Here is a 23029-nt window from a genome sequence, read left to right as displayed (position 1 = left end):
TCCGGCTTTCTAAGTGATCTCTGAAAGCCGGAAGGAGTCATCGATTCGCAGCGTCCTGATTAAGCATAAGCAGTCTTCATCCTGAAACGGAGCAACTCCCTGTGAGCGCTGCATCTCAGGGCCATGATGCTCAGCTTACGGCATGGTGTTCAGGAAGGGCTTTACGGTATTGGCGAAGCTGTATCCGTTGGTGGAATCCCAGTTGATCGACCAGGTCATCGCCCCGCGGATATTCGGATACTTCTGCGCCGGCTTATAGCTCCCGCAGCCCGTACCAGCAGCTAGACAGTTCAGCGCGTCGTTCACTACCGCGGGAGAAACATACCCGCCCCCCGCAGCCGAAGGGACTGCAGGCAGACCAAGTCCCAGCTGCGACTCGGAAACCCACTGAAGAGCCACATCCGAAAGTGCCGTCAGGAAATCGATCGTCCCCTGGGAGTAGCATTTGCCGTCTCGGCCCAGCATGCAGCCGGAGTTGTAATACTGGGTATTGATCACGGTCGTAATATCTTTAACGTTGGCGTAGAACTGCAGGTAGCTTGAGCTTTGGCTCTGCATGTCGATGGTCTGCGGAGCCATCGTGAGGACGAAGCCCCCTCCGAACTTCTGTTGGATTTGGCGTACGCCGGTTGTCAGGTTAGCGACGTTGAAGCCGTGCTCCAGGTCAATATCAATCCCGTCAAAACCAAACTTGGTCATCAGGCCGGATACCGAATTGACGAAGTTACTTACATTCGGCGAAGCACTGCCCAAGTTGATATTCCCCTTTTCTCCGCCAAGGGAGAGTATGACCTTTTTGCCCTGTGCCTGCTTGGCTTTGATGTCATTGATGAGGTCGGCATCCGTGTAACCACCGAGGGCCGCGGAGAGGTTCGGGTCAACGGTGAACGTCACGCCCCCCGGGTTCGCCAGATCCATCTCGCCGAAGCTGACAGCGATGATATCGTATGCCGCCGGCACTTGGCTCAGCTTCAGGTTCGCAGAGTTGTTGATGAAGTTATGCCAATAGCCTGTCAGCAGACGCTTCGGGAGGGCGTCCCCGGTACCGCCAGGTGCGGTTGCTGCGCTGACGCTTGCGGAAGAGGCCGACACGTTGCCCGCCGCATCTTTCGCTTTGACCGTGAAGCTGTAGGATGTGCCGGCCGCAAGTCCCGTTACCACAGCTGTAGTGGTGCTCACGGAAGCTGCCAGAGTCGTGCCGCGGTATACATCGTAGCCGGTTACGCCGGTATTGTCGGTGGATGCCGTCCAGGACAAGGTCACGCTAGACGAAGTCGTTCCCGTTACTTTCAGCCCAGATGGCGCACTAGGCGCCTGTGTATCGCTTCCGCCGCTGCCCGTGACCGTCGCATTGACAGCGCCGCTCGCAGCCGAAACATTGCCCGCAGCGTCCTTCGCTTTGACCGTGAAGCTGTAGGTGCCCGCTCCAAGCCCCGCGTTCGTGAAGCTCAGCGTGCTGCCGGAAACGCTGCCGGCCAGCGTCGTACCGCGGTAAATGTCATACCCGGTAACAGCGACATTATCCGCCGCTGCCGCCCAGGATAAGCTTACGCTGGAAGCCGTAGTACCGGTCACCTTCAACCCGGATGGGGCGCCAGGCGGCTGGGTGTCGCCTCCGGTACCGCTACCGGCCGTTTCTTTCCAAAGTGCCGGCACATGAGGCGGTTCCCAGCCGGCCAGAGAAGTATGGGACTGCAGTACGGTATATAGTTTGCCGCTGTAAGAAGCCGTATCATTCGTCTGGTACGCAATCCCCGGCGCCCACACTCCGCGGTCCGCCGCGAAGCCCGTCAAGGGGGCCAAACTCAGGAGCAAAGCCGCGATGAGCAAGAAGATGAGTGTTCTCAAACCGGTGGGCCTGCGATCCGAAGTGCTTCGATGCATAAATGATCCCTCCCAAAATGAATGAATGAGCTGCCTGCTTCCCCGCCAACGACCGCGTTCCACCTCCCGATCCGGCCCAGCTCTAGCTTCATTTAAACATGGGAATTTTGGAAGATATAGGGCTACATTGTTCTAATCCGGGGATAAGTTTCGAGCATCCCCTTCCCCTTCGGCGAAGAAGGCCCCTCCATCCTAGGGGCTCTTCGTCTAATCCTTCACGGCTCAGCCTCCCGGCCGGGACCGGCTGTGAACCCCCAATCCCTCTTCTATGGAGCCATATCCCCTGTGTAAGCATTCCTGTCACAGTAAAATGGATTGTAAGAATAGTCTCTGTACGACCTCTTTATGGCCTTTTTTTATCCACCGGTGGAGCCGACATTTCAAAAGGGGATGTGGATATTTATCTTGTGGATATGTTGATATCGGTTTTACGAATTGTTCACATAGGCCTTTTTTGGCCTGTGCGATTTGTGGACAAGTTTGTGGATAACTTTCTCTGACCGCTCATTGTTACCTTGATGTACAACACTTTTACCGCCGCTTACAGGGGCTCATTACGACTTTACCACAGGTGATGATTCTCCATAGATAGGCGGAATCAATGACTTTTGAATTGACCTTTGTCCAATCTTTTGTAAGGCTCTCCCTTCCCGCGCCACGTAATCTGCCATCTATCATTCTATTTATTCCGAAAATTCCAAAAAATAATAGAATTTGCCCCCTTACCTATGGTAATATATCCCTCGTAATCAACGAATTTACATATAAGATGATAGTTTGAAAGAAAAGGAGGAACGAAGTTAGATTGTATTGCCCTTGGTTGTCAGCAATTCATTCCCGGATGAAAAGAGGATACGCATTGAAAAATAACAACTTTTTACAAAAATTATCTGCTGCTTCCTTAGCTTTCGCCGTCCTCAGCACCTCCGCATTCACTCAAGCGTTTGCGGCGCCCTCTGACCCATCGGTAACCCCGCGCCTTACTCCAGGCGGCCTCGCTCAAGGAACTCCCTCACCTGCACCCAACGGCAGCACGGTCTATATCTCCCCCAAGCTCAAGAACAAAACCAAATCTGCCGAACAAGTGCGCGTTATCGTTCAGCTCAGCGGCCAACCTACAGCTGTCGGCAAATATGCCGCCAAGCAGGGAATCTCGTCTTTCGCAGCCGAATCTACGGAATCGACTATCGAACAGGAACAATCCACCTTCGTCACAGGCGCCAAGAATAAAGGCATCAGCATGAAGGTCAACTACCGCTACAATACGGTCCTGAACGGACTCGAAATCTCTGTACCCGCGAACAAAATCCCTGAACTCGCCATGCTGCCAGGGGTAAAATCGATTCATGAAAGCGCCACCTATTATCCGATCCCGGTCTCCAAACCAGTGAGTCCGGATACGGACAGCCCGAATTATGATATCTCCCCGCTCAAGCAGATCGGCGCCGACGCCGCGTGGGCCAAGGGGTATACGGGCAAAGGCCTGAAAGTAGGCGTTATCGATACAGGGGTCGATTACCTGCATCCGGACCTGAAGGACGCCTATAAAGGCGGTTATGACTCCTTCGAGCAGGACGCCGACCCGTATGAAGAGCCCCCGCTCTCCCCGGCGGAAGATCCGTACGGCACGGGCTTCGAAGGCACTTCGCACGGCACGCACGTCTCAGGCACTATTGTAGGCCGGGCAGCCAATCCGTCGTCCGACATCGTGCAGAAGGGTGTAGCCTATGAAGCCGACCTGTACGTGTACAAAGTCCTCGGACGCAACCCCGAAACGGGCAGAGCCTCGGGCTCCTCGGCCCAGGTGATCGATGGGATCGAGCGTGCCGTGAAGGACGGGATGAACGTCATCAACCTCTCTCTCGGCTCCGATGCCGAGAAGGACGTAAACTCTCCGGACGTCGTCGCCATCAATAACGCGGTGCTCGGCGGAGTGATTGCCGTCATTGCCAACGGAAACGCTGCGGACGAAGGTCCTTACTACTACTCGCTGGGTTCACCGGCCACCTCCCAGCTGGCCATCTCGGTCGGTGCGGTGACCAGCCCGACGAATCATTATACGGCTACGGCGACCGAAGCGACCTATGCTGCCGGCTCCAGTGTGACCGGTGCCGCCTATGACCTGAACGTTATGGCTTGGGAGACCGGCAGGGAGGACTTCGCCTCGCTGATCGGTACTCAGCCTGAGGACGTCGTGTACGTCGGTCTCGGCGCGGAAGCCGACTATGAGGGCAAGGATGTTGCCGGCAAAATCGTCCTCGTTTCCCGCGGCTCATTCGCCTTCGTGGATAAGATCAGCAGCGCCAAGGCGAGAGGTGCGAAGGCTGTTATTATTTTCAACGGGAATGCGGCCGCCGGTAATGCTGCCGCAGCCGATCTGTCCGAATCGGTACCTGGGCGTGACGGACACATCGGCTCCGCCGCCTTCCTCGGCGACGGATTCGACTTCGTTCCCACCTTCGATATGAGAGGAACGGAAGGACGCGCTCTGGCACGCAAGGCACTTGCCACACCGGGCCAGACCCTGAAGCTTGCCTTCGGCTCCGAGTATCCGAAGACTGCATCCCCCGGGGACACCATGGCTACCTTCAGCTCCCGCGGCCCAAATGTAGATGCGGACCTCAGCATCAAACCGGATGTTGTAGCACCAGGGGTCAGCGTGCTGTCCACATGGCCGGCCTTCGGCAAGTTCGACCCGGGCGCATCCTACCAGCGCGCCTACAACCGGATCAACGGCACCAGCATGGCTACACCGCATATAGCGGGACTGGCCCTTCTGCTTAAGCAGGAGCACCCAACCTGGTCGACTTCCGATATCCGGGCCGCCCTCGCCAACACAGCGGAAAGCATCCATGATGAGAGCGGGAAGCTCTATGATGTGTACTCCCAAGGTGCCGGGCGCGCCAATGTCGCCCATGCGATCCAGACGCCGGCGCTCATAAAGACCATCGAACCGATCACGATTCTCGATAAGTACTGGAATCCCAAGGCTGTGACTAACTATGGTTCCTCGGTCAGCTTCGGCCTCGTCCAGCCGGGAAAAACCGTCCAGAAGGAGCTCGAGATTAAAAACTTGTCGAAGCAGCCGCTCTCCTATTCAGCCAAGGCAGTCCTTCATCCGGCCGTAACGTCGGATCCGGCCGAACCGGTGGCGACTCCAGACGTCAGCAACCTGAACGTCCAGCTTCTCGGCGTACCGGCAAGCGGCAAGCTATCCCCGGCTCCGGGAACCGCCAAGCGCTTCTATCTCTCCGTCACGCCCAAAGCCAATGCGGCCCAAGGCGTGTATGAAGGTGAAGTGGTGATGGAAAGCGCCGGCCTTCCTACACTCCATCTGCCGTTTGCCGTACATGTCGGCTCGGAGAAGCCGGAGACCGGCTTCGGCATCCAGGAGCTCGAGCAGACGGAGAACGTCATCTATCCGGACAATGGTGGAGACCTCCCGGTGTCCACTGATCTCTCCTTCCGCCTGACGGCCAAGGACACCAATGTCGTCGATCTGTGGGCCGTCGGCCTGGATGACATTCCGATCGGCATCATCGACAGCCTCTCGAACCTGAACGGCAGCGGCCAGCCCCGTCTGCTCGAGCCGGGCGTCTACAGCTTCGAGGGCATCGACGGTTCTTATGTCGATGGCGAGCAGGATGCCGGTGGCCAGCTCGTCGTGAAACACCTCGAAGCGGGGACCTATAAGCTGCTGCTCCGCGCCCAGCTTGTCGATTCTCTCGGCAACCCGCTCGGCGGCAGCGTCTATGAAGCCTACAGCTCTCTGCGCCTCGCTGATTCGGAGAGCGACCGGGTAGCCCAGGCGAAGGACACCTTCAAGGCCAAGGTCGTCAATACCCGTATCGTCGGCCAGCCGGTCCTTCAGCTGCCGGTTACCGAAGGCATCGTGTACAAGGTGACCAGCAGCAGCAGCAAGGCTTATATCGATAACAACGGCGTGCTGAAGCTGGTTCCGGCCAGCGGCATCGTTAACGTGGAACTGACGGTCACGATCTCGTCGGCGGCGGATCCGTCCGTGAAAACAACCGTGAAGGTGCCTGTCGTGCTCAGCAAGGTTAATGTGCCGCAGAAGCAGACCTCCGGGACAGGGCTTGCCGAGTAGCCTTCAGAACGGCAGCGGCCAGGCTCGTTGCATATGAAGCCTCCTGCACGTTTACCGCCCTCTTGGCCGCACGTGAGGCTCCCGGGTGAATAACGGATTCCGGTACCCTGCCTCGTGGTAGAACACGTAGAACACGCAGGAAGTTCCATGCTCTGTAATAGCAAAAGGAGCCCATCTCACGCAAGAGATGGGCTCCTCTGCCATGCCTGGGCACTGGACGTTATAAGATAAGAGCAAGGACTCCCCCGGCCGCTCTGCCCATTCTTTGAAAGGACAGGCCTCCGATCCATACAGCAAAAAGACGCTCCTCATCGCCGGTATGAGGAGCGTCTTCTTGTTCGTGCAATGTTCATTTACTTGGGATCAAGCCGCACGCCGTACGGACTTCTCGCTCGTCCTGCGCTCCGTGCGCACCACATTCCAGACAATGACCGCAAGGATGCCGAGCTGCGGAAGCGTCGTCTCCCAGCTATTATACATGCCGAGCAGGGAGATGTTCACCAGAGTGTCCGATGTATGCGCGGACAGGTTTCCCGTGATCTGCAGCGCGTGCAAGGATACGCCCACGAACTTAAAGGCCAGGTAGTAGAGCAGGAGACTTGCCGCCAGGAAGAACGGACGCACCGGAATACGGTCGCTCATCCGGATAATCACGTATCCGATGACCGCCAGAAGGACCAGCGCCGCTCCAATCCCAAGCAGCATATCCGCCATCGCGATACTGGATGCCATCCCCATGTAGAAGATGAGCGTCTCTGCACCTTCCCGCATTACCGAAAGGAAGGATGTAAAGAACAGCGACCACAGCGTTCCCTTGGCCAGGGAGGAACCGATGGAGTTCTCCACGAAGCGGTTCCACGATTTCAGGTTCGACTTGCTGTGCAGCCAGGCTCCGATCGATACCATAAAGAGGACGGCGATGAGCCCTGTAATCCCTTCGATAAGCTCGCGTGAACCGCCCGCTGTCAGCTGGGACAGCATTAGGGTCAGGACGAGGGCCATGGCCACAGAGAATACGAGCCCTGCAGCAGCCCCCGACCAGATCCAGCCCCGCTTGTCGCGGTTACCCGACCGGTTCAGGAACGCCACGAGCGCGGAGATGATCAGGATCGCCTCCAGGCCTTCACGGAAAATAATTACGCCGGCATCCCAAGCCGTATAGGAAGATGCTTCGGCATAAGGCTCCAGCTCCCGCCGGAGCTCACCCAGTGCGGCCCCGGCCAGCTCCCACTGGGGCGGGCTCGAGAGCAGCAGGGTCGGCACCTCGACCATCTTCGTCTCAACCCGGTTGTACGCCTCCGGGGAACGGGTGCTGACCACGCCTTCCAGCGCCGGCCAAGCCGCGATGAAGCGGTCCATGCCGGCCGCCGCTTCCGTGCCGCGCTGCTTCTGAACGTCTGCGGCTACGGTATCCAGCAGACTAATCAGCTCAGCGATGGATCCAAGGGTTCCACCGGTCGCATCCGCTTCTGTCTCCGTACCGCTCTGGCCTGAGGCATAGGCCTCCAGGCCCGCGATCAGCTCCTGCAGTTTGCCTTCCGCCTTGGCCGTGTCCATCGGCTCCGTATTGAGTGCGATGCGGGCGCCGCTGATCTTCACTTCCATGCTGCCGTACAGCTTCGCGTTGTCCTGCCGGATGGCGCTCTCGGCTTTGCCCCAGCCGCTGACGAAGGAGGCATAGGCCGCTTTGGCCTCGGCGGCGTCCCCTGCCTTAACGGCAGCCAGGCTCTTCTGCAGCAGCGGAACCAGCACGGTCTGCACCTGCTTGTGCGCCTTCTCAGCAGCAGCCCCTCCACTGCCGGCGGTCACATAGCCGTCAACCGCCTTGACCAGCGCGGAGACGGCACTGTATGCCGCCTTATCGTCCTTCTGCGGCTTCGCCAGCTCTTGTTCGGCTGCCTGGAACGCTTCGTCCACAAGCTTCGACTCCGCGGTAGCTGCAGGTGAGAGGGCGGTCCACTGTGCCTTCAGCTTCGCCACAGCCCCGGACGCCGCAGTCCAGTCCCGGTCTCCCGCACCGATCAGTGCGTCACTCGCCAGCGCGATCAGCTGGTTACGGCCTGCAGCCGACCCGTCCGTCTCTGCCGCCAGCAGGGGCGATACGGGCATCAGCAGCATCGCCGCCATACACAACCACAGCAGGCAACGTCTCATGTATGACACTCTCCAACTCTCTAGAATAAAGTACTGCCGATATATTCGCCCTGCTTCACGCCGGGCAAGCAGGCATACAGGCCGCTGCCCACATGCACGATGTATTCGTTGAGCTTATCCGCTGCCGCCAGCTTCTGCTGCATGGGGATAAACTGCTCCCGCGGGTCCCGGTTGTAGCACAGGAAGAGCAGGCCGGCATCCAGCTGGCCCGTCTTCAGGTCGATCCCGTTCGAATAAGAGTACCCGCGCCGCAGAATCTTGACCTTACCTTCCATATGCGCTAAGGCTACGTGGGAGTCGGCCGGAATGAGCGGCTTCCCTGCCGCATCGTTCTTCGCCAGATCCAGGGGTTCAAACTCCCCTTTGCCCCCAAGCGGAGCACCCGTATCACGGTGCCTCCCGAAGGTGGCCTCCTGCTCGCCGAGCGTCGTCCGGTCCCATACCTCAATACGCATCCGGATCCGGCGCATCACGAGGAAGCTCCCTCCGGCCATCCAGGCCGGATGGTCCCCGCCCGCGGTCCAGACGATCTCCTTCGCCGCAGCGTCATCCTGTACGTCCGGGTTATTGGTCCCGTCTTTGAAGCCGAGCAGATTGCGCGGCGTTGCTCCCTGCGGATCGGCCGCACCCGTACGCTGAAAGCCTTCCTGAAGCCAGCGCAGGACCGCTTTGCCTCTTCCGATACGGATCAGATTACGGATCGCATGGAAGGCCACCTGCGGATCGTCGGCGCATACCTGCACGGCCACATCGCCACCGGACCATTCGCTTTGCAGCGCATCGCCCTTAAATCGCGGCAGATCGACCAGAGCGGCTGGCCGCTGGCCCGAGAGCCCGTAACGCTCATCGAAGAAAGAAGCTCCAAGCCCGAAGGTGATCGTGGTCCGGGAAGGATTCAGTCCCGCCGCTTCGCCCGTATCATCCGGCGGCACGAGCGGGTTGCTGTTCTTGTCCCCCGCCCCCTGCCCCTGCGACATCCGGGCGGCAGCCTCGGTCCAGCGCTTGAACAGCTCGCGGACCTCCCCCAGATCTTTGGCCGTCAAATCAAACGCACCCATGCAGATAAAATCCTGCATAGGCGTAATAATCCCGGCCTGATGCTCTCCATAGAAGGGGATTACGCCCCCCTTCCCACCGGAGGGAGGAACCACCGTAGCACTGCCGAGCACCCCTTCGCCTAGGGCTCCCGCTTTGATGCCACCGGCACCGAGCAGGAGGCCGAGACCCCCGGCTCCCGCCAGCTTCAGAGCGTCACGCCGCGAAAACGACTTCTGAAACAAATTTTTCTTCGATGAGTCGCTCATCGTCAGCCTCCGATCACGGTGCCCATCTTGGACAAGGGTTCTGCCAAGGCATCAACCGCCTGGCTCAGCTTCTTGGTTTGGTCCGGCGTCAATTCCGTGTAAGATACGTATCCTTTGTCCTTGCGGTATGGCTGAAGCGCCTTGTCCAGCTCCGTGAAGCGGGTATTGATCTCATTGGCGAGAGCCGCGTCCTTCTTCTCTACGACGGGCTTCAGCACTTGATAAATCTCATTCGCGCCTTCCACATTGGCAGCAAAGTCATACAGATCCGTATGGGAGTAGCGTTCTTCCTCCCCTGTCACCTTGCTCGAGGAAACTTCATTGAGCAGTTCGACCGCACCGGTTACGAGCATCTGCGTATCGATCTCGACACTCTCTACCTTCACCCGCAGCTGCTTGACGTCCTGGAGCAGCTGATCGGCCACTTTGTCCTGTCCGGCAACCGACTTCGTCTCCCATAGCGCCTTCTCGAGGCGGTGGTAGCCTCTCCATTCATTATCCGGCACATCGCCCTCACGCGCATCGATCCACGGGTCGAAATCACCGAGCGATTCGGCAATCGGCTCGATCCGTTCAAAGTGCATGCGGCTTGGGGCATACAGACTCTTGGCCGTGTCCATATCGCCGGCCTTAACGGCTTTCGTAAACGCTTCGGCGGCCTTCACGAATTCATCCGTCTGCCCGATGACATACTGGCGGTACTTCTCGATCGCTTCTTTCTGCACCTCTGCGCCCGATGCCGCTTCAGCAGGCTTGACAGCCGCTTCCTTCTCCGTCTGGGCCGCGCTTGAAGCCGCGGGAGCCGCAGACTGGCCGCAGGCCGACAGAAGCAGGGAAGAACCGAGAAGAATGGAGACCCAAGCTGAATGCTTTTTCATAACCACAATAAGACAACCCCTTACCCATGTATAAGATATCTATCAATCATGATAATGATTATCATTATCTTGTGTAACTGATAACAGATATCATTGTATGACGGGGCAGTCCGTTTTACAAGAGGTTTATTAGTGAATATTTCAGAAAGCAGCAATTGAGGGAACGCACAAAGGCCCATCCGCCGGAGGATGGGCCTTCCCTTGATGCTGCGCTGCTGATTTTATATTCCTGCGCCTTCTTCGTTCACCGCGCGGCGCTCGGCTTGTTCCGTATCGTACAGACTCTTCAGTCCCACCATGGAAATCAGGACAGCCACCATCACCACGATAAGATAGGGTGCAGGTTCGATGAAGAGCTTCACTAATGTGAACGAGACGGTCATCGACAGCAGGGGAGAGACAAGCCAGACTTTGAGAATCTTCAGCACAATCCCTTTCTGCCACAGCCGAAAGCCGTGGTCCGCCGAGCCCATACCCAGGATCGCCGTCGTCGTAATCTGGGTCAAAGGAACCGGGATGCCGAACAGCGAGGAGATGATCACCAGCACGCCTCCGGTACCCGATATCGCCGTTCCCTGAAGGAGCGACATGCGGGTTATTTTCTTGCCGTTGGTCTCAAGCACCTTGCCGCCCATTACCAGCGCCCCAATCGCAACGAACAAGCCGCCCCAGAATATTCCCTGGTCGGTACCGAGCAGTCCCGCCCCTACCAGCGGTCCCACCGCGTTGGCCACATTGTTCATCCCAGCGGAAAACGCTTCCGTAAAGCCGGCCGCCAGCACAAGTCCCATCAGGCCCTTCTTCCACCAGCCGTCCCCTTCCCCCTTCCACCTGGCGTCACGCCGCTCCAAGCGGCGGATTCCATGACCCATCACCCAGGCAAAAGAGAATGCAATAACTGGAAGGATGACCCAGAACGATACGATCAGGAGCAGCTTCTGAACATAGACGGTTTCGTATGCAATCCCCACACCGACTACCGCTCCAACGGTAACCTCACTGGTCGACAGAGGAATCCCGAGCAAGTTGGCTCCGAAGAGCGTAAGCGTCGCCGACAGCAGAATGATAATGACCAGCTGCACGGTAAGCAAGTTAGGGGGAATAATACCCGAGCCCAGGGTTCTCACCACTTCTTCGCCTCCCAGGTACGCCCCCAGGAAAACGCCGACGGCAACCAAGCTGAGCGCAGTAATTTTCCGCTGCACGGCCCCGCTTCCATATGCTACCCCCATGGAAGCGGCCGCACCGCTCGCTCCGATATTAGCGGCAAAGAACAAAGCAATGCCTATCGCGATCCATGTAATCCACATTATGATTCACATCTCTTTCGCCAATCGTTCCTTTTTAAATAGAAGTCATCGGGTCCGTTTTATCGGTCATTTTAGCGTACCTGCTTTAGCACGTCAATAGAGTAGATTACCCGCCGCCTGCTCCATCGAAAATCCTTTGTCCTTCCACAGGAGCTATAGGAACAAGCCGGCCTTCCTACCGGTGTAACCGGTTGATGTAAGCCCACGGCAAAGAGGAACACCCTTCACGGATGCCCCTCTGTCCTGCCTATGCAAACGGGAATCGGAGTGACTCCCCCGTAACGCTTATTTTCTGCTTGCATTCAATTCCAGCTTGTTGCGGTACAGCTCTTTGACCATATCTTTGTACACGCAGTTCTCCTGCTCGCTCAGCCCGTATTGATTATCCTTGTGAATCAGGCTGCCCAGGTGCCGTTTGAGGATCTCGCTCCGGCGTTCCAACAATTCCGTATAAGTCAATTCGTCAGCTCCCTGCTCTTTTGTATTTTTGAAAGGGTCCTGTTCAGTATACCAAACACGGTTTTTCAGGAAAAACCCGGTGAGCCGGACTGAGAAGCGGTAATCCCCCTTCATCCGAACTCAGGCCTTCTCTTCCCGCCGATTCAAAAACATCCGCCGCTATCCTCCCGTATCATTCCATTTGCGGCATTTGAGCAGGAAGGCTGACCCAATTTCCACAAAAAAACGCCCCGCAGGGCGCCCGGCTACCATCCGAAATCCAATGCTTTTCCCGTCTCGGCAACCGTTTTGATGCTGCTGAGGATCATCCACCAGTGGCTCTTTGCATTCTCATAAGCGGTGTGATTCGGACTCCATCCGTCATTGACCAGCGTCAATTTGGTACAAGCCCCTACGGTATCCAGCGTGAAGGTCACTCTGGATTCGAGTTCGGCATGATTGTCGTGATACGATGCTCCCGGATGTTCAAGGTAGCTGATCTCCCTCAGCGGCTCGTAGGTTAGGATCGTCCCGTAGACGTGTACCGTTTCGTCCCCTTCCTTGCCCGGGCCGACATACTTGAACGGTGCCCCCTTCTCGAAAGTGGACTGCAGGACGCAGCCGAAGAATGTCTTGCGCGTGCCTTCCGGAGAGATAAGGGCATTCCAGACCTCCTCCACTCCCGCTCCGATATAAAACTCATATTTCAATGCTTCTCTATCCATGTCGGCTCACTCCCTGGATTATTTGCGGCTTGCGTTGTGGTACTATGAGTATATCGCTTGGAAGGACCCAAGTATTGTAAAAACGCGACAAGCCGTGATCCCCAAGCCATCCAGCCATCCCAAGGGAGTGATTGCATGAACGGGAATATTCCTTGGCCCAGTATGGGCGTGCTGCATCTTCAGGAGGGCAGCTCCAAGTTCCGCCTTACGCGCCATGCTCCGTCAGAGGAAGTGGCCTTCTTCGTAAAACACTATTGGATCGTCCGCTGGGAGCTCTCCGAAGGGGAGACTTATTCGCAGGAGGTTCTTCCCAATCCCTGCATGAATCTGGTTGTAGAAAGGGGGAAGACCGCCGTCTACGCGCCATCGAAGCAAAAGTTCTCTTATCCTCTCGAAGGCCGGGGCTGTGTATTCGGAGTGAAGTTCAAGCCGGGCGGCTTCTATCCTTTCTCGCGCCTGCCTGCTGCACAGCTGGGCGGCCGGCCGCTGGAGGCAGGACCGTTGTTCGGCGTGAACCCGCGCGAGCTGGAGGAGGACATCCTCTCCCAGGAGGAGGAGAGCCGGATGGTCGAGCTGGCGGAAGGCCTTCTGCGACCCAAGCTCCCGCCACAGGATGAGCAGGTTCCCTTTCTGGGCGGGATCGTGGAGCGGATCCGTACGGACCGCGGCATGACGAGAGTAGACTACGTCGCCGAAGCCTTCGGGATCAGCGTGAGGACACTGCAGCGGCTGTTTCACCAATATGTAGGCGTAAGCCCCAAGTGGGTCATCCAGCTGTACCGGCTTCACAACGCGGCTGAGGCTATGGAGATGAGCCGGCATCCGGACGGCTTGGAGCTCTCCATGGAGCTGGGCTATCACGATCAAGCCCATTTTATCAAAGACTTCAAAGCGATCGTCGGCCGGACACCCGAGCAGTATGCCAAAGGGAAGCTCGACCCGGAAAAAGCGGGGAACATGTCTTCATTGACCTGAATCCCGCAGGATTCAGGGGCATGTCGATGCAATTGCTGCCAGCTGGAACAAAAAGGAGTTCACCTCATCGGTGAACTCCTTTTTGTTGGGGGCACAGCCGGGACAACCGCACCCCCGGATCGCCTGGTCTTACATAGGGAACGGATTCTTCTGCCGCCCATTCCCCGCCTTTTGGGCCGCGGCGCCCCATCGCTTCGTACCAGCACCATGGGCTGGTGCTCACTCCACATGAACCTACGGCTTATAATAAGGAGGCACCTTCAGCCAGCCTTGGCGCATCAGGAACTCTCTTAAGCTGACCGCATAGGTCATCTTCTTCATCTGGAACTTGACGAACATGGCTGCGACATCCGGTCGGACGGCCTCTGTCATACCCCGGCAGGCGTAATTCATGCCCAGCACAATATTGAAGCTGAGCAGGTTCCCCACTTCCTCGTCCGATAAGTAGGATCCTTCCGGAATACTCCGGAAATCCCCGATCGGTTTGTCGGGCGTGGTCGAGGGCAGCGGAATCCCCTCTGCCCTCAGGAACCCATTAACCTCCTCCAAAATAGGGCCATGCACGTCATCGATGACAACTCTCAGCAGTTCTTTAAGCTCCTCATTCTGCACGATGTTATAGGACACCTGTTCCCCGCGCATCGTTTGTTCCGTCGCCGTGGAATAGAACCAGAGGTTCATCACCTCTCCCACGTTCAAAGGCGGCTTCTCCCCGTCCAGGAAAGGCTTGATCGCATCCTTGAATACATCAAACAGATTCATCTGCGACAACACTCCATCTTTTTATTGGTTAGATTCCCCTTCCATCACGAATTTTATTTCCATGCGGCTTATCTCCGCTAAAAATAGGTCTGAACCAGCTTCTCCGCTGCCCGTGTCGCCAGTGCCTGTGTAGTCAGGGTTGGATTCGCACCGCCCAATGCGTTGAAGTGAACGCTGTTATCGGTTATGTAGAGCCGCCGGACCTGGTAAGCCTCACAGTTCTCATTGACGACAAAGCCCATTCTCATCGTGCTCTCCATATGAATGAGCAGCGAAGCGGGCCAATCCGATCGGTGCACCTTCCGTGCTCCCGCCTTACGCAGAAGGTCCACAGCGATCTTCGCCAGCTTCATCCGATTTCGTTCTTCCCGGCGCCCTGGAACATAGCGTACCTTCGGAACCGGGCCATGTTCATCCTGCATGGCTGCATCGACGGTAATCCCGTTCCGGTAATCGGGTTCATCATCCGTGAAAATCACGATGCTCAGCGTCCGGCGGTAGTTCTCCATCCACTGCTGAAACTCCGCGCCCACAAGGCGGCCGGCCGAATCCCCTGCCTCTCCTGCGGAAGGATGCAGAAAGCTGTACCCCGATTGGCTGAAGCCAAAGCTCATGGAGGCGGTCAGTCCGGGACTCATGCCAGTCACCAAGAGCGAGCCGAGTCCCGGAATATCCAGCCGGCCTCCCGAGCTATGTCCGACGAAAGGATTGATCTCGGGGGTTCCTAGAATCTGCATGAGATCACGTTCATCGAACAGGCCTGTCACCCAGCCAAAATAATGATTCGTAAGCCCCCTCCCAACCCACCGGTTGAAGGGAAGGCTGGAGTTCAGCCACAGCCGCGGGCTTTCAATCGCTCCGGCAGCCATAACGATGACAGCGGCATGGAGCTCTTCGGTTTCTCTCGTCCACGTATCGCGGATGCGCACGCCGGTGGCCCGAAGTCCTTCCGCTGGATGAGTCTCGGTGAGGATCCGCGTCACGAACGTATTGGGCCTGACCGTAACCCGGCCGGTCCGCAGAGCCAGCGGAATGTAGCTGACGGTGGTGGATCGCTTGGCAACCTTATCCACCGACGGTCCGTGCGGACAGCCATTGACGCAGTGACCAGCCAGCGTACAGCCTTCCATCCTGGATAACTGCTCGAGCGAATAAGACGGATCAGTCAGATGCCGATTAGGAGGAAGAATCGCATTGGGCTGGGGGCGGTAGCCCGGAGTTCTCACGTTGAGGGTCGGAATGAACGGCCAGCCCGCCTTCTTCGCACCGAAGAAAAATAATTCCTCCTTGGCGGTTACGGGCGCAAACTCCACCGGCAGCGTCGCTTCCACTCTCTCGTAATAGGGCACGAGTTCGCGGTAGGGGATCGGCCATACCCCGTCCACCCTGACCGGGAAAGCCCGCGGGCAGTTGGCAAGGTAGCTCTGCGTTGTTCCGCCTACGCCCGAATTCTGCCAGACAAACCCCCGTTCCGTCAGGTTCCGAAACCAGGGCGGGCGATTCCGGTCCGCAGGCCCCCAGCGGAGCTTGCCTGTGATCTGCTCATTCATATCCCCCTCAAGCTTGCTGTAGTGCTCCCTGAAGAGAGAAATATTCAAATCATCCGGATTCGAGCTGCTTCTAGCCCCTTGTTCCTTGTTCGGTTCGGGCCAGTCCGAATGTCCGTACCAGGGGCCCGCCTCCAGCACCAACACCTGCAGCCCGAGCTCTCCAAGCTCTTTGGCCATCACGGCTCCACCGCCGCCCGAGCCAATCACGATTACATCGGGATTCGTCATTTACGCTCCCCCCGGTCTGCAGGGTAGGTTAAGAGAAATCCCCGCAAATCCCGGTAGCCGAACGACGGTCCGGGGTAGCCCGAGAGAAACCAGCCGGGAGAGGGGAATTGGAGACGCCGGTCGGCCGGCGGATCAAACCGCATCGTGCCGTACCCGTACCATTCGCAGTAGTAACCGAAATACGGCAGTTGGGTAAACGAATTCACCATGGTCTGCACCAGGCCTGGATTGTTCGTATACGGGAGGGGCAGCTCTCCGAGCGGAATCTCCAGGCGGTCGATCCGCTCCAAGGTCAGCAGTCGGTCCAGCCGGGCAAGCCTTGTAAATTGACCACCACCCGGGTAGCCTTCAGAGAGGGGCAGCGTTAAGCCTCTGCGGATGGACTGCTCCGCCCCCAAGTCCAGCAGCTGTGCCGTGGACCTGGACAGCGGCGGAAGAGCGGATAGACTATTCTCCGGTTGGAACTCGGAATGATCGAGCTCCCTTAGGAGATATTCATGCAGCTGCAGCTGTACCCCGCTGGGAACAGGAACGAGAGCATCCGCATCGTCCTCCCGGGCCCGGTAAGTGACCGGAAGAATCGCGTCCAGCAGCGCTTGGAACGTAACTCTTACATAGATATCTTCCGTTGCCGTCTCTCCGTTGAATTTTGCCACACCCTCACCGTCCCACTCTTTAAGCCGTCCTAAGGTTTATAGATTAGTTATATTGGAATTTGAGGGGGACTATGTCTAGGGGAGAGGAAAGATTCGGCGGGATTACAATCGACCTAGAACATGGCGTACCAAATCTTATCGATTCCTATAATGAAGAAAATCCAGACCCCTACCATCATATGCGAGACGGAAGCTCCCAAAAGGGAATGCTGACGCCCGTACATCCACCCCAGTAGAGTCCGGGAAATAGGGTCAGCAAGGCGAATGTCAAGTTAACGTGCGAATGCGCAGCCGAGAACATCAGATTGGACAGCACGATCGCGATCCACACCCGGCTTCTCGATGCCGGCAAAAAATTCTGCAGTGCCGACTGAATGCCGCTGCGGGAGATGAACTCCTGAACGGGACAGAATAAGGCATAGGCCAAACCGTATAAGTAGAAGGTGACGTTTACACTCCCTCCCTCGAACAGGGATACGATGCCGAAGACTTGATCGTCGATTTCCGGGTGAGTGTACAGCACGAATGCCTTAAGCAGCGCAATACCGGCCAAGAGAGGTATCGTCATCAAAAAAGCGTCCCAGACCACTTTTCTCCAGCGCTCCAGCGTCAGCCCGAAGGTTTGGAGAGGATAACCGCTTTTTCGGATCATCACGAATATGACGGAAGCCATAAGCGCCAAGATGGCAAGAGAAATGAGATTGGAGCCGAACGCGATGACCATGGCATTCAAAGATTGCAATGCAAGCGTATAGATGCCGAGCATAAACAGCAGGTTCACCGTAAACAGACCCATACCGATTCTGGCCTTGCTTGTCTCCAGCTCTCTTTGCATCGCACTGATGGTAACATGGTTCGCTGTGCTGAGCTTTCCGGATAACGCCCTGGCCATATTGCTGAGCAGCTTGATATATATCGAATCGAATTCGGTGCGCCCGGTCATCCGATCCATCTGGATCTTGATCAACACCGTCTTCTCCACCGTACGGACCGAGGCTGTCCGTCTAACATCCCCCTCGAGAACAGAGGTCTCGCCGATGCACTCTCCTGCACCGAGCTGCATGATCGTGTACAATTCTCCTGTGTCCGGATTTTTTTTGACGATTTCAACTCGGCCTTGTTCGATCAAATATAACGCTTTATCCGCATCTCCCTCTCTTATGAAAAAATGCCGCTTCGTCATAGCATACCCGCTGTGTTACCTCAAGCAGGCGGCTCATCTCCTGATCGGTAATATATTGAAATAGAAGATTGGACCGAAGATTCGACTTCATCAGCGTATGTATGTGCTCGGTTTCCTTCAGGCTCACAGAGATGCTCCTTCTCTACCGACTTTTTGAACATTTCTTTATAAAGAACAATCTATGAAAGGATTATAGCATTATCGGAAACAGCAAAAAACCCGCTGTTCAGCGGGTTTCTTCTTGCATTATGGAGACGAGGGGAGTGGGTACCTATAAAGTACTGAAAACAGTAGATGCCAATATATTCATTTTTATAATGATCGATGTAGGGTTGTTCCCCAATTCATTTTATTCAGCTTTCTGATATATATAATGAAGAAACAATATTCTCTGATCATAAATGGCTCACCATACGTGATTAAAAGTAACCATTATCAACTGTATGCCGCGGCGCTTTCAGCATATATCTGTATTCAACTAACGTTCCTCGATAGCTTAACGATGACCTCAAAAAGCGTCGGTGGAACACCTAGAGTTTCTTTGGTTTACGTACTACCTCTTCTTTTTCGACCGAGCAGCTTCTGACTCATATAAATCAAGTTGATCCCATTGACGGCCCCCTTATGCTCGTTGATGGTTGAGTTTTTCATTTTCCGAAACAAGCAGGTTAACATGTAGGCCCCCTCAAAAAGAACCAGATATATAAAGAAAATGATTATGTAGTTAACCCATTGATATTTTTCGAATAGTCCACATAGGACTAGTAATGGTTTGAAGCCAAACCCAAAAGCTACTGCAGTCAGAACAGCGTAGAGGTGAAAGTTCTGCTTTCTCTTGAGGGTCCATTGATATACGAACATTATCGCAATAGGTATCAGGGAGGCATCCAATGACACACTAGGGAGGAATGGGAGGACTTGATAAGGATATCCCCATAATCCATAGCGGATGCCAAATGTGTCCGTATAAGCAAAGAGAACATGAGTGGTGTATCCAAAGAATGCAATTTGGTATATCTTCGTACGATCAATAAAAAAGTACAATAAAATAAGGGGAAACACCAACATACAGAGGATAGTCCAAAACTGCCAGGTGTTGAAATTAGAAAACACATACCAGTAATCAAGCCACTGGTGAGTAAGCGTTTCTTGACTCGAGACTAAGTCACGAAAATACTCTGCTTGTGTTCGTGTCATCTATCCTAGACCTCCTTGTAGTCGGTTCTTAGGATGTACTATTAGAAACCAGAATATTACATTGTTAAAGCAGCTGCATTCTATGACTTGAAAAATAAAGTCTTAGACTACGGTTGCTTTATTGTGCTTACGTATTCGTTCAACGCTTGCCGAAATTTTAATTTTCCTTAGCCGGGTAAGAGTTTAGCCCTTCATATGTCCCTTTAAGATTATCTGCAACCGTTCTTACGGTGATTCCGATTACGTTATAATACAAGAATGAGTAAATATACTTCCACTTGAAATACGCGCAACAACCATGATCAAATTGCAAAAAGGCTCCCCAATAAAAGCGTAGATCACGCTCATACAAAGTAAACCGAGACAATATGATTTCCACGTCTTAAAATACTGATATAACAACATATACGCAACAGGAACCATTGACATGTCAAAAGCAAATGCCTCAGGCACAAGAGGTATCATTTGAATGGGGTAATCCCAATAATTTAAATTATAACCGACTATGTCTAAAAGCTTAGTTACAATCGCAATGAATAGTCCAATCACCACAAGTTCAAGCTTTCTTTTTTTATCCACTATCTTTAACCAAATAACCCATGGAACGATTGTAAATGCAACGAGCAGCCACCATTGGGGACTTAAAAACCCACCATGGTTCATGAACCTTTCTATATTCGTTTGGACTAATGCAGTAACTAATTCCCTTGCTCTTTCCATATTTTCATCCATTTATATACCACCTATATGTCAAGGATCACTAATAGTGTCCGTCAGCAAGGGAAAATTTATGCATATACTTACCTTTGGGTCGAACTGGACGGATTCCACTAATCTCTGCCCGTTACTTTAACGAACAAAGGAGCAGCTGCCGCGGTGGCAAACTGCTCCTGGTTGGCTCTAAACTAACGTCTCCCTTTAGTTGAATGACGATAGTAAATCTTGTAGCCTTACAGCACTAATCATTATAAAAGAAAAACCTACTAATCTTACAAATAGGCTCCATTTCCAGTTAAGTTTCCCTTTCTTATATGGCCTAATTCCAAGATAAAACCACTCCCAAAATTTTTGAGGTAGCAATAAACAAAACACTCCGATTAATAAGACAACACTGTATATAGCTACTGGCATTTTACTCCTCCTCTCTTACTGAGCAACTTCTTTTCCATCCTTTATCCCACTGAAGGGACTCCTAAAACAATTTTAACACATATTGGAAGAATCCTGCCGGTTACTTCAACGAGATCAGGGAGCAGCTGCCACGGTGGCAAACTGCTCCTGGGTGGCTCTGAACTAACGTTCTCAGTTAGCTCAACGATTCTTCGGTTATGAAAAATCCAACAGGATAGTTCTCATCCTCTTCTGCATCAACATCAGGGTGACGATTAAAGACTGTATGGAAATACTCGTGTTTGATCAAATGGTCGATTAGTTGTTCAATCCTTTCCCTGCTTATAATATCAATCAACACCAAGTCACTGGACCAAAAATATGCGCCGTTCATGCATTCACCGGTCTGCATATTCTTTTGCCTCAACGTCTCGATATTTTGGTACGTGAAAAAGCTGGCAATCCATTTGGAACGATCCGGAAAGACAACAATAACATCGGAATTATGATTCTTACAATCCCATGAGCCTACGGGCCATATCTCAGCTTCTATCCATACATAACGTTTCGAAGAGTTCATGCCAATCTCCTAAATAGGTAGTACTTAAGCTATCGTTCCCAGTTAGCTCAACGATTCTTCGGTTATGAAAAATCCAACAGGATAGTTCTCATCCTCTTCTGCATCAACATCAGGGTAACGATTAAAGACTGTATGGAAATACTCGTGTTTGATCAAATGGTCGATTAGTTGTTCAATTCTTTCCCTGCTTATAATATCAATCAACACCATGTCACTGGACCAAAAATATGCGCCGTTCATGCATTCTCCGGTCTGCATATTCTTTTGTCTCAACGTCTCGATATTTTGGTACGTGAAAAAGCTGGCAATCCATTTGGAACGATCCGGAAAGACAACAATAACATCGGAATTATTATTCTTACAATCCCATGAGCCTACGGGCCATTTCTCAGCTTCTATCCATACATAACGTTTCGAAGAGTTCATGCAATCTCCTAAATAGGTAGTATTTAAGCTATCGTCTCCCGTTAGTTGAACGCTTTAGGTGTACATCACAGCCTCGGCTAGTAAGAATGTTGAGTAACAGAAAAACGAATTTGGAATTACCTAAAAATTCATTGCCGAAGGATTTATCAAAGTTTCTCCACTCTAATATAAATGGTGGAATTAAACCGAAACCGCCACATAAACAATCATCAATACCATCTAGATCGGCTCCATAATAACCAAACGGCCCATTTATTGCTTCGCCTATTGCAATAAAAAATGTTTCGACATCGAGAATAAGGTCACCCTCAATTGTAATAACTTCATCTTCTCTATCTATAAGATTTTTATGTGATATTAAACGTAAAACCTGTAACCATGCTTGTTTTTCTTCAAGAGAACAGTTTTTCCATTGTCCAAGTTCAGTGGGCTTTTCTCGTAATCTCTCCCAGACTTCAAAAGCGAAAGGCAAAGGATCTGTTGAAAAGCCACCTACAATCTCGATTGACTTATCTTCCGAAGTATCCATTGAATTTATTTTTAGTTCTTTATTCGGAAAGAAATTATATCCACCTAAACTCTGTCCGTCCTTGCTTAGAACATTAAGACGGAAGTTTGAAAGCTTAATCGTAGATATTTCCATAAATTCATTTGTTAGTATAAAGCCATGCAATTTCAGTTTTGTATAACCCTCATCATTCACATTATGTATTTCTACTTCATTACAAAAACCCAATACTTTATCATTTTCATCATCAACAATAGAATATTTATAACCCAAAGTTCTCCCTCCAAGTATTATGAATATTTCATTTTAACACGCTTCTCACCCGTTACTTTAATGAAAAATGGAGCAGCTGCTGAGGCAAACTGCTCCTGGATCGTTTAACTAACGTCTCCCGATAGTTGAACGATTATCGTGCATTTCTTGGATTAGCTCAATAATTTCACCTACACAAATTTCTATATCCTTATTTGTGCAGTCGAGGGTTTTGTCACTGTACTTAATGTATAAAGGAACTCTTTCCTCGTAAACATCCTTGAGATCGTTTCCTTTCTTTATAACAATGCCTCTGGTTGTTACGTTAATTAGTCTCCTCCTTATCTCTTCATACGGGACATGTAAGTAAATGACCTGACCCTCTTGTTTTAAAACATCCATTGCTTTTTCGGAATATACCACGCTTCCACCTGTAGATATTACACAATTTTTCAGTTGCAGTTCCGAGACAGCTTTTTCTTCAATCTGCATAAATATTTCGATGCCATCATTATCAATTATTTCTTGTAATAACTTACCTTCACGTTGTTGAATGACAATATCCGTATCCACATAATCCATTCCTAAAGCTTTTGCCAGCAATACACCTAAAGTGCTTTTCCCAGCACCAGACATACCTACAAGAACTATGTTCATGTTCTTCCTCACCTTATGATTATTGTTGGTTTCATTAAACCATTCGGTAGTTGTCATAAATATCCTTCATAGGTATTACGTGAACAGGGAGCAGTTGCCACGTGGCATGGCGATCTGCTCCCTGTGTATTGAGCTAACGTTCCC

19 protein-coding genes are annotated in these 23029 nt (G+C 53.2%); 2 read left to right on the top strand and 17 right to left on the bottom strand.

Annotated features, from left to right (window positions below; translation table 11 throughout):
* Positions 1-135: 135 nt before the first annotated feature.
* The gene (locus ACP26L_RS01515) at positions 136-1884 is read right to left on the bottom strand and encodes a fibronectin type III domain-containing protein (protein WP_426450721.1); all 1749 of its coding nucleotides are present in this window, start codon (positions 1882-1884) and stop codon (positions 136-138) included.
* A gap of 859 nt (positions 1885-2743) precedes the next feature.
* Between ACP26L_RS01515 and ACP26L_RS01510 the strand changes: the two genes are divergently transcribed.
* Positions 2744-5992: a S8 family serine peptidase gene (locus ACP26L_RS01510; RefSeq protein ID WP_426450719.1), complete on the top strand. Its 3249-nt coding sequence runs from the start codon at positions 2744-2746 to the stop codon at positions 5990-5992.
* 363 nt (positions 5993-6355) lie between these two features.
* On the opposite strand, the gene ACP26L_RS01505 is transcribed toward ACP26L_RS01510, so the two are convergent.
* The 6 genes from ACP26L_RS01505 to ACP26L_RS01480 all read right to left on the bottom strand — a co-directional run bounded on the left by ACP26L_RS01505 (position 6356) and on the right by ACP26L_RS01480 (position 12801).
* A complete protein-coding gene (locus tag ACP26L_RS01505) occupies positions 6356-8146 on the bottom strand; it encodes an FTR1 family iron permease (protein ID WP_426450718.1) in 1791 nt (596 codons plus the stop codon).
* 20 nt (positions 8147-8166) lie between these two features.
* On the bottom strand, positions 8167-9450 hold the full coding sequence (efeB, locus tag ACP26L_RS01500; protein ID WP_426450717.1) for an iron uptake transporter deferrochelatase/peroxidase subunit: 1284 nt from the start codon (positions 9448-9450) through the stop codon (positions 8167-8169).
* A gap of 2 nt (positions 9451-9452) precedes the next feature.
* Positions 9453-10334 carry an iron uptake system protein EfeO gene (efeO, locus tag ACP26L_RS01495; RefSeq protein ID WP_426450715.1) on the bottom strand — a complete coding sequence of 294 codons (882 nt, stop codon included), beginning with the start codon at positions 10332-10334 and terminating at the stop codon, positions 9453-9455.
* A gap of 215 nt (positions 10335-10549) precedes the next feature.
* Positions 10550-11638, bottom strand: coding sequence for an anion permease (locus ACP26L_RS01490; protein WP_426450713.1), 1089 nt, complete (start codon positions 11636-11638; stop codon positions 10550-10552).
* Positions 11639-11923: 285 nt separating this feature from the next.
* Positions 11924-12097 carry a hypothetical protein gene (locus ACP26L_RS01485; RefSeq protein WP_426450712.1) on the bottom strand — a complete coding sequence of 58 codons (174 nt, stop codon included), beginning with the start codon at positions 12095-12097 and terminating at the stop codon, positions 11924-11926.
* A 245-nt stretch (positions 12098-12342) separates the two neighbouring features.
* On the bottom strand, positions 12343-12801 hold the full coding sequence (locus ACP26L_RS01480; RefSeq protein WP_426450711.1) for an SRPBCC family protein: 459 nt from the start codon (positions 12799-12801) through the stop codon (positions 12343-12345).
* Positions 12802-12936: 135 nt separating this feature from the next.
* Here ACP26L_RS01480 and ACP26L_RS01475 point away from each other — a divergent pair, with 135 nt between their 5' ends.
* The gene (locus tag ACP26L_RS01475; protein WP_426450709.1) at positions 12937-13776 is read left to right on the top strand and encodes an AraC family transcriptional regulator; all 840 of its coding nucleotides are present in this window, start codon (positions 12937-12939) and stop codon (positions 13774-13776) included.
* Between the two features lie 234 nt (positions 13777-14010).
* Here the strand turns inward: ACP26L_RS01475 and ACP26L_RS01470 are convergent, their stop codons facing one another.
* From ACP26L_RS01470 to ACP26L_RS01425, 10 genes are all read right to left on the bottom strand, one after another.
* Positions 14011-14538, bottom strand: a complete 528-nt coding sequence (locus ACP26L_RS01470; protein WP_426450708.1) for a DUF3231 family protein — start codon at positions 14536-14538, stop codon at positions 14011-14013.
* 77 nt (positions 14539-14615) lie between these two features.
* Complete coding sequence (locus tag ACP26L_RS01465; protein WP_426450706.1) at positions 14616-16316, bottom strand: GMC family oxidoreductase N-terminal domain-containing protein; 1701 nt, start codon at positions 16314-16316, stop codon at positions 14616-14618.
* The gene (locus ACP26L_RS01460; RefSeq protein ID WP_426450705.1) at positions 16313-16972 is read right to left on the bottom strand and encodes a hypothetical protein; all 660 of its coding nucleotides are present in this window, start codon (positions 16970-16972) and stop codon (positions 16313-16315) included. Before ACP26L_RS01460 ends, ACP26L_RS01465 begins: the two co-directional genes overlap by 4 nt.
* A gap of 175 nt (positions 16973-17147) precedes the next feature.
* Positions 17148-18155 (bottom strand): cyclic nucleotide-binding domain-containing protein, encoded by a 1008-nt coding sequence (locus ACP26L_RS01455; protein ID WP_426450704.1) that lies wholly within the window; start codon positions 18153-18155, stop codon positions 17148-17150.
* A 546-nt stretch (positions 18156-18701) separates the two neighbouring features.
* Positions 18702-19352: a hypothetical protein gene (locus tag ACP26L_RS01450; RefSeq protein WP_426450703.1), complete on the bottom strand. Its 651-nt coding sequence runs from the start codon at positions 19350-19352 to the stop codon at positions 18702-18704.
* Positions 19353-19592: 240 nt separating this feature from the next.
* Positions 19593-20084, bottom strand: coding sequence for a CBO0543 family protein (locus ACP26L_RS01445; RefSeq protein ID WP_426450701.1), 492 nt, complete (start codon positions 20082-20084; stop codon positions 19593-19595).
* 574 nt (positions 20085-20658) lie between these two features.
* Positions 20659-21042 (bottom strand): hypothetical protein, encoded by a 384-nt coding sequence (locus ACP26L_RS01440; RefSeq protein WP_426450700.1) that lies wholly within the window; start codon positions 21040-21042, stop codon positions 20659-20661.
* Between the two features lie 42 nt (positions 21043-21084).
* Positions 21085-21468: a hypothetical protein gene (locus ACP26L_RS01435; RefSeq protein WP_426450699.1), complete on the bottom strand. Its 384-nt coding sequence runs from the start codon at positions 21466-21468 to the stop codon at positions 21085-21087.
* 28 nt (positions 21469-21496) lie between these two features.
* The gene (locus tag ACP26L_RS01430; protein ID WP_426450697.1) at positions 21497-22249 is read right to left on the bottom strand and encodes a barstar family protein; all 753 of its coding nucleotides are present in this window, start codon (positions 22247-22249) and stop codon (positions 21497-21499) included.
* Positions 22250-22357: 108 nt separating this feature from the next.
* On the bottom strand, positions 22358-22885 hold the full coding sequence (locus ACP26L_RS01425) for a shikimate kinase (RefSeq protein WP_426450696.1): 528 nt from the start codon (positions 22883-22885) through the stop codon (positions 22358-22360).
* Positions 22886-23029: the final 144 nt, after the last annotated feature.

Source organism: Paenibacillus sp. S-38 (assembly GCF_049942825.1).
Classification (GTDB): domain Bacteria; phylum Bacillota; class Bacilli; order Paenibacillales; family NBRC-103111; genus Paenibacillus_G.
Note: the sequence above shows the minus strand (reverse complement) of the source record. Positions and strands in the feature narration are given on the sequence as shown.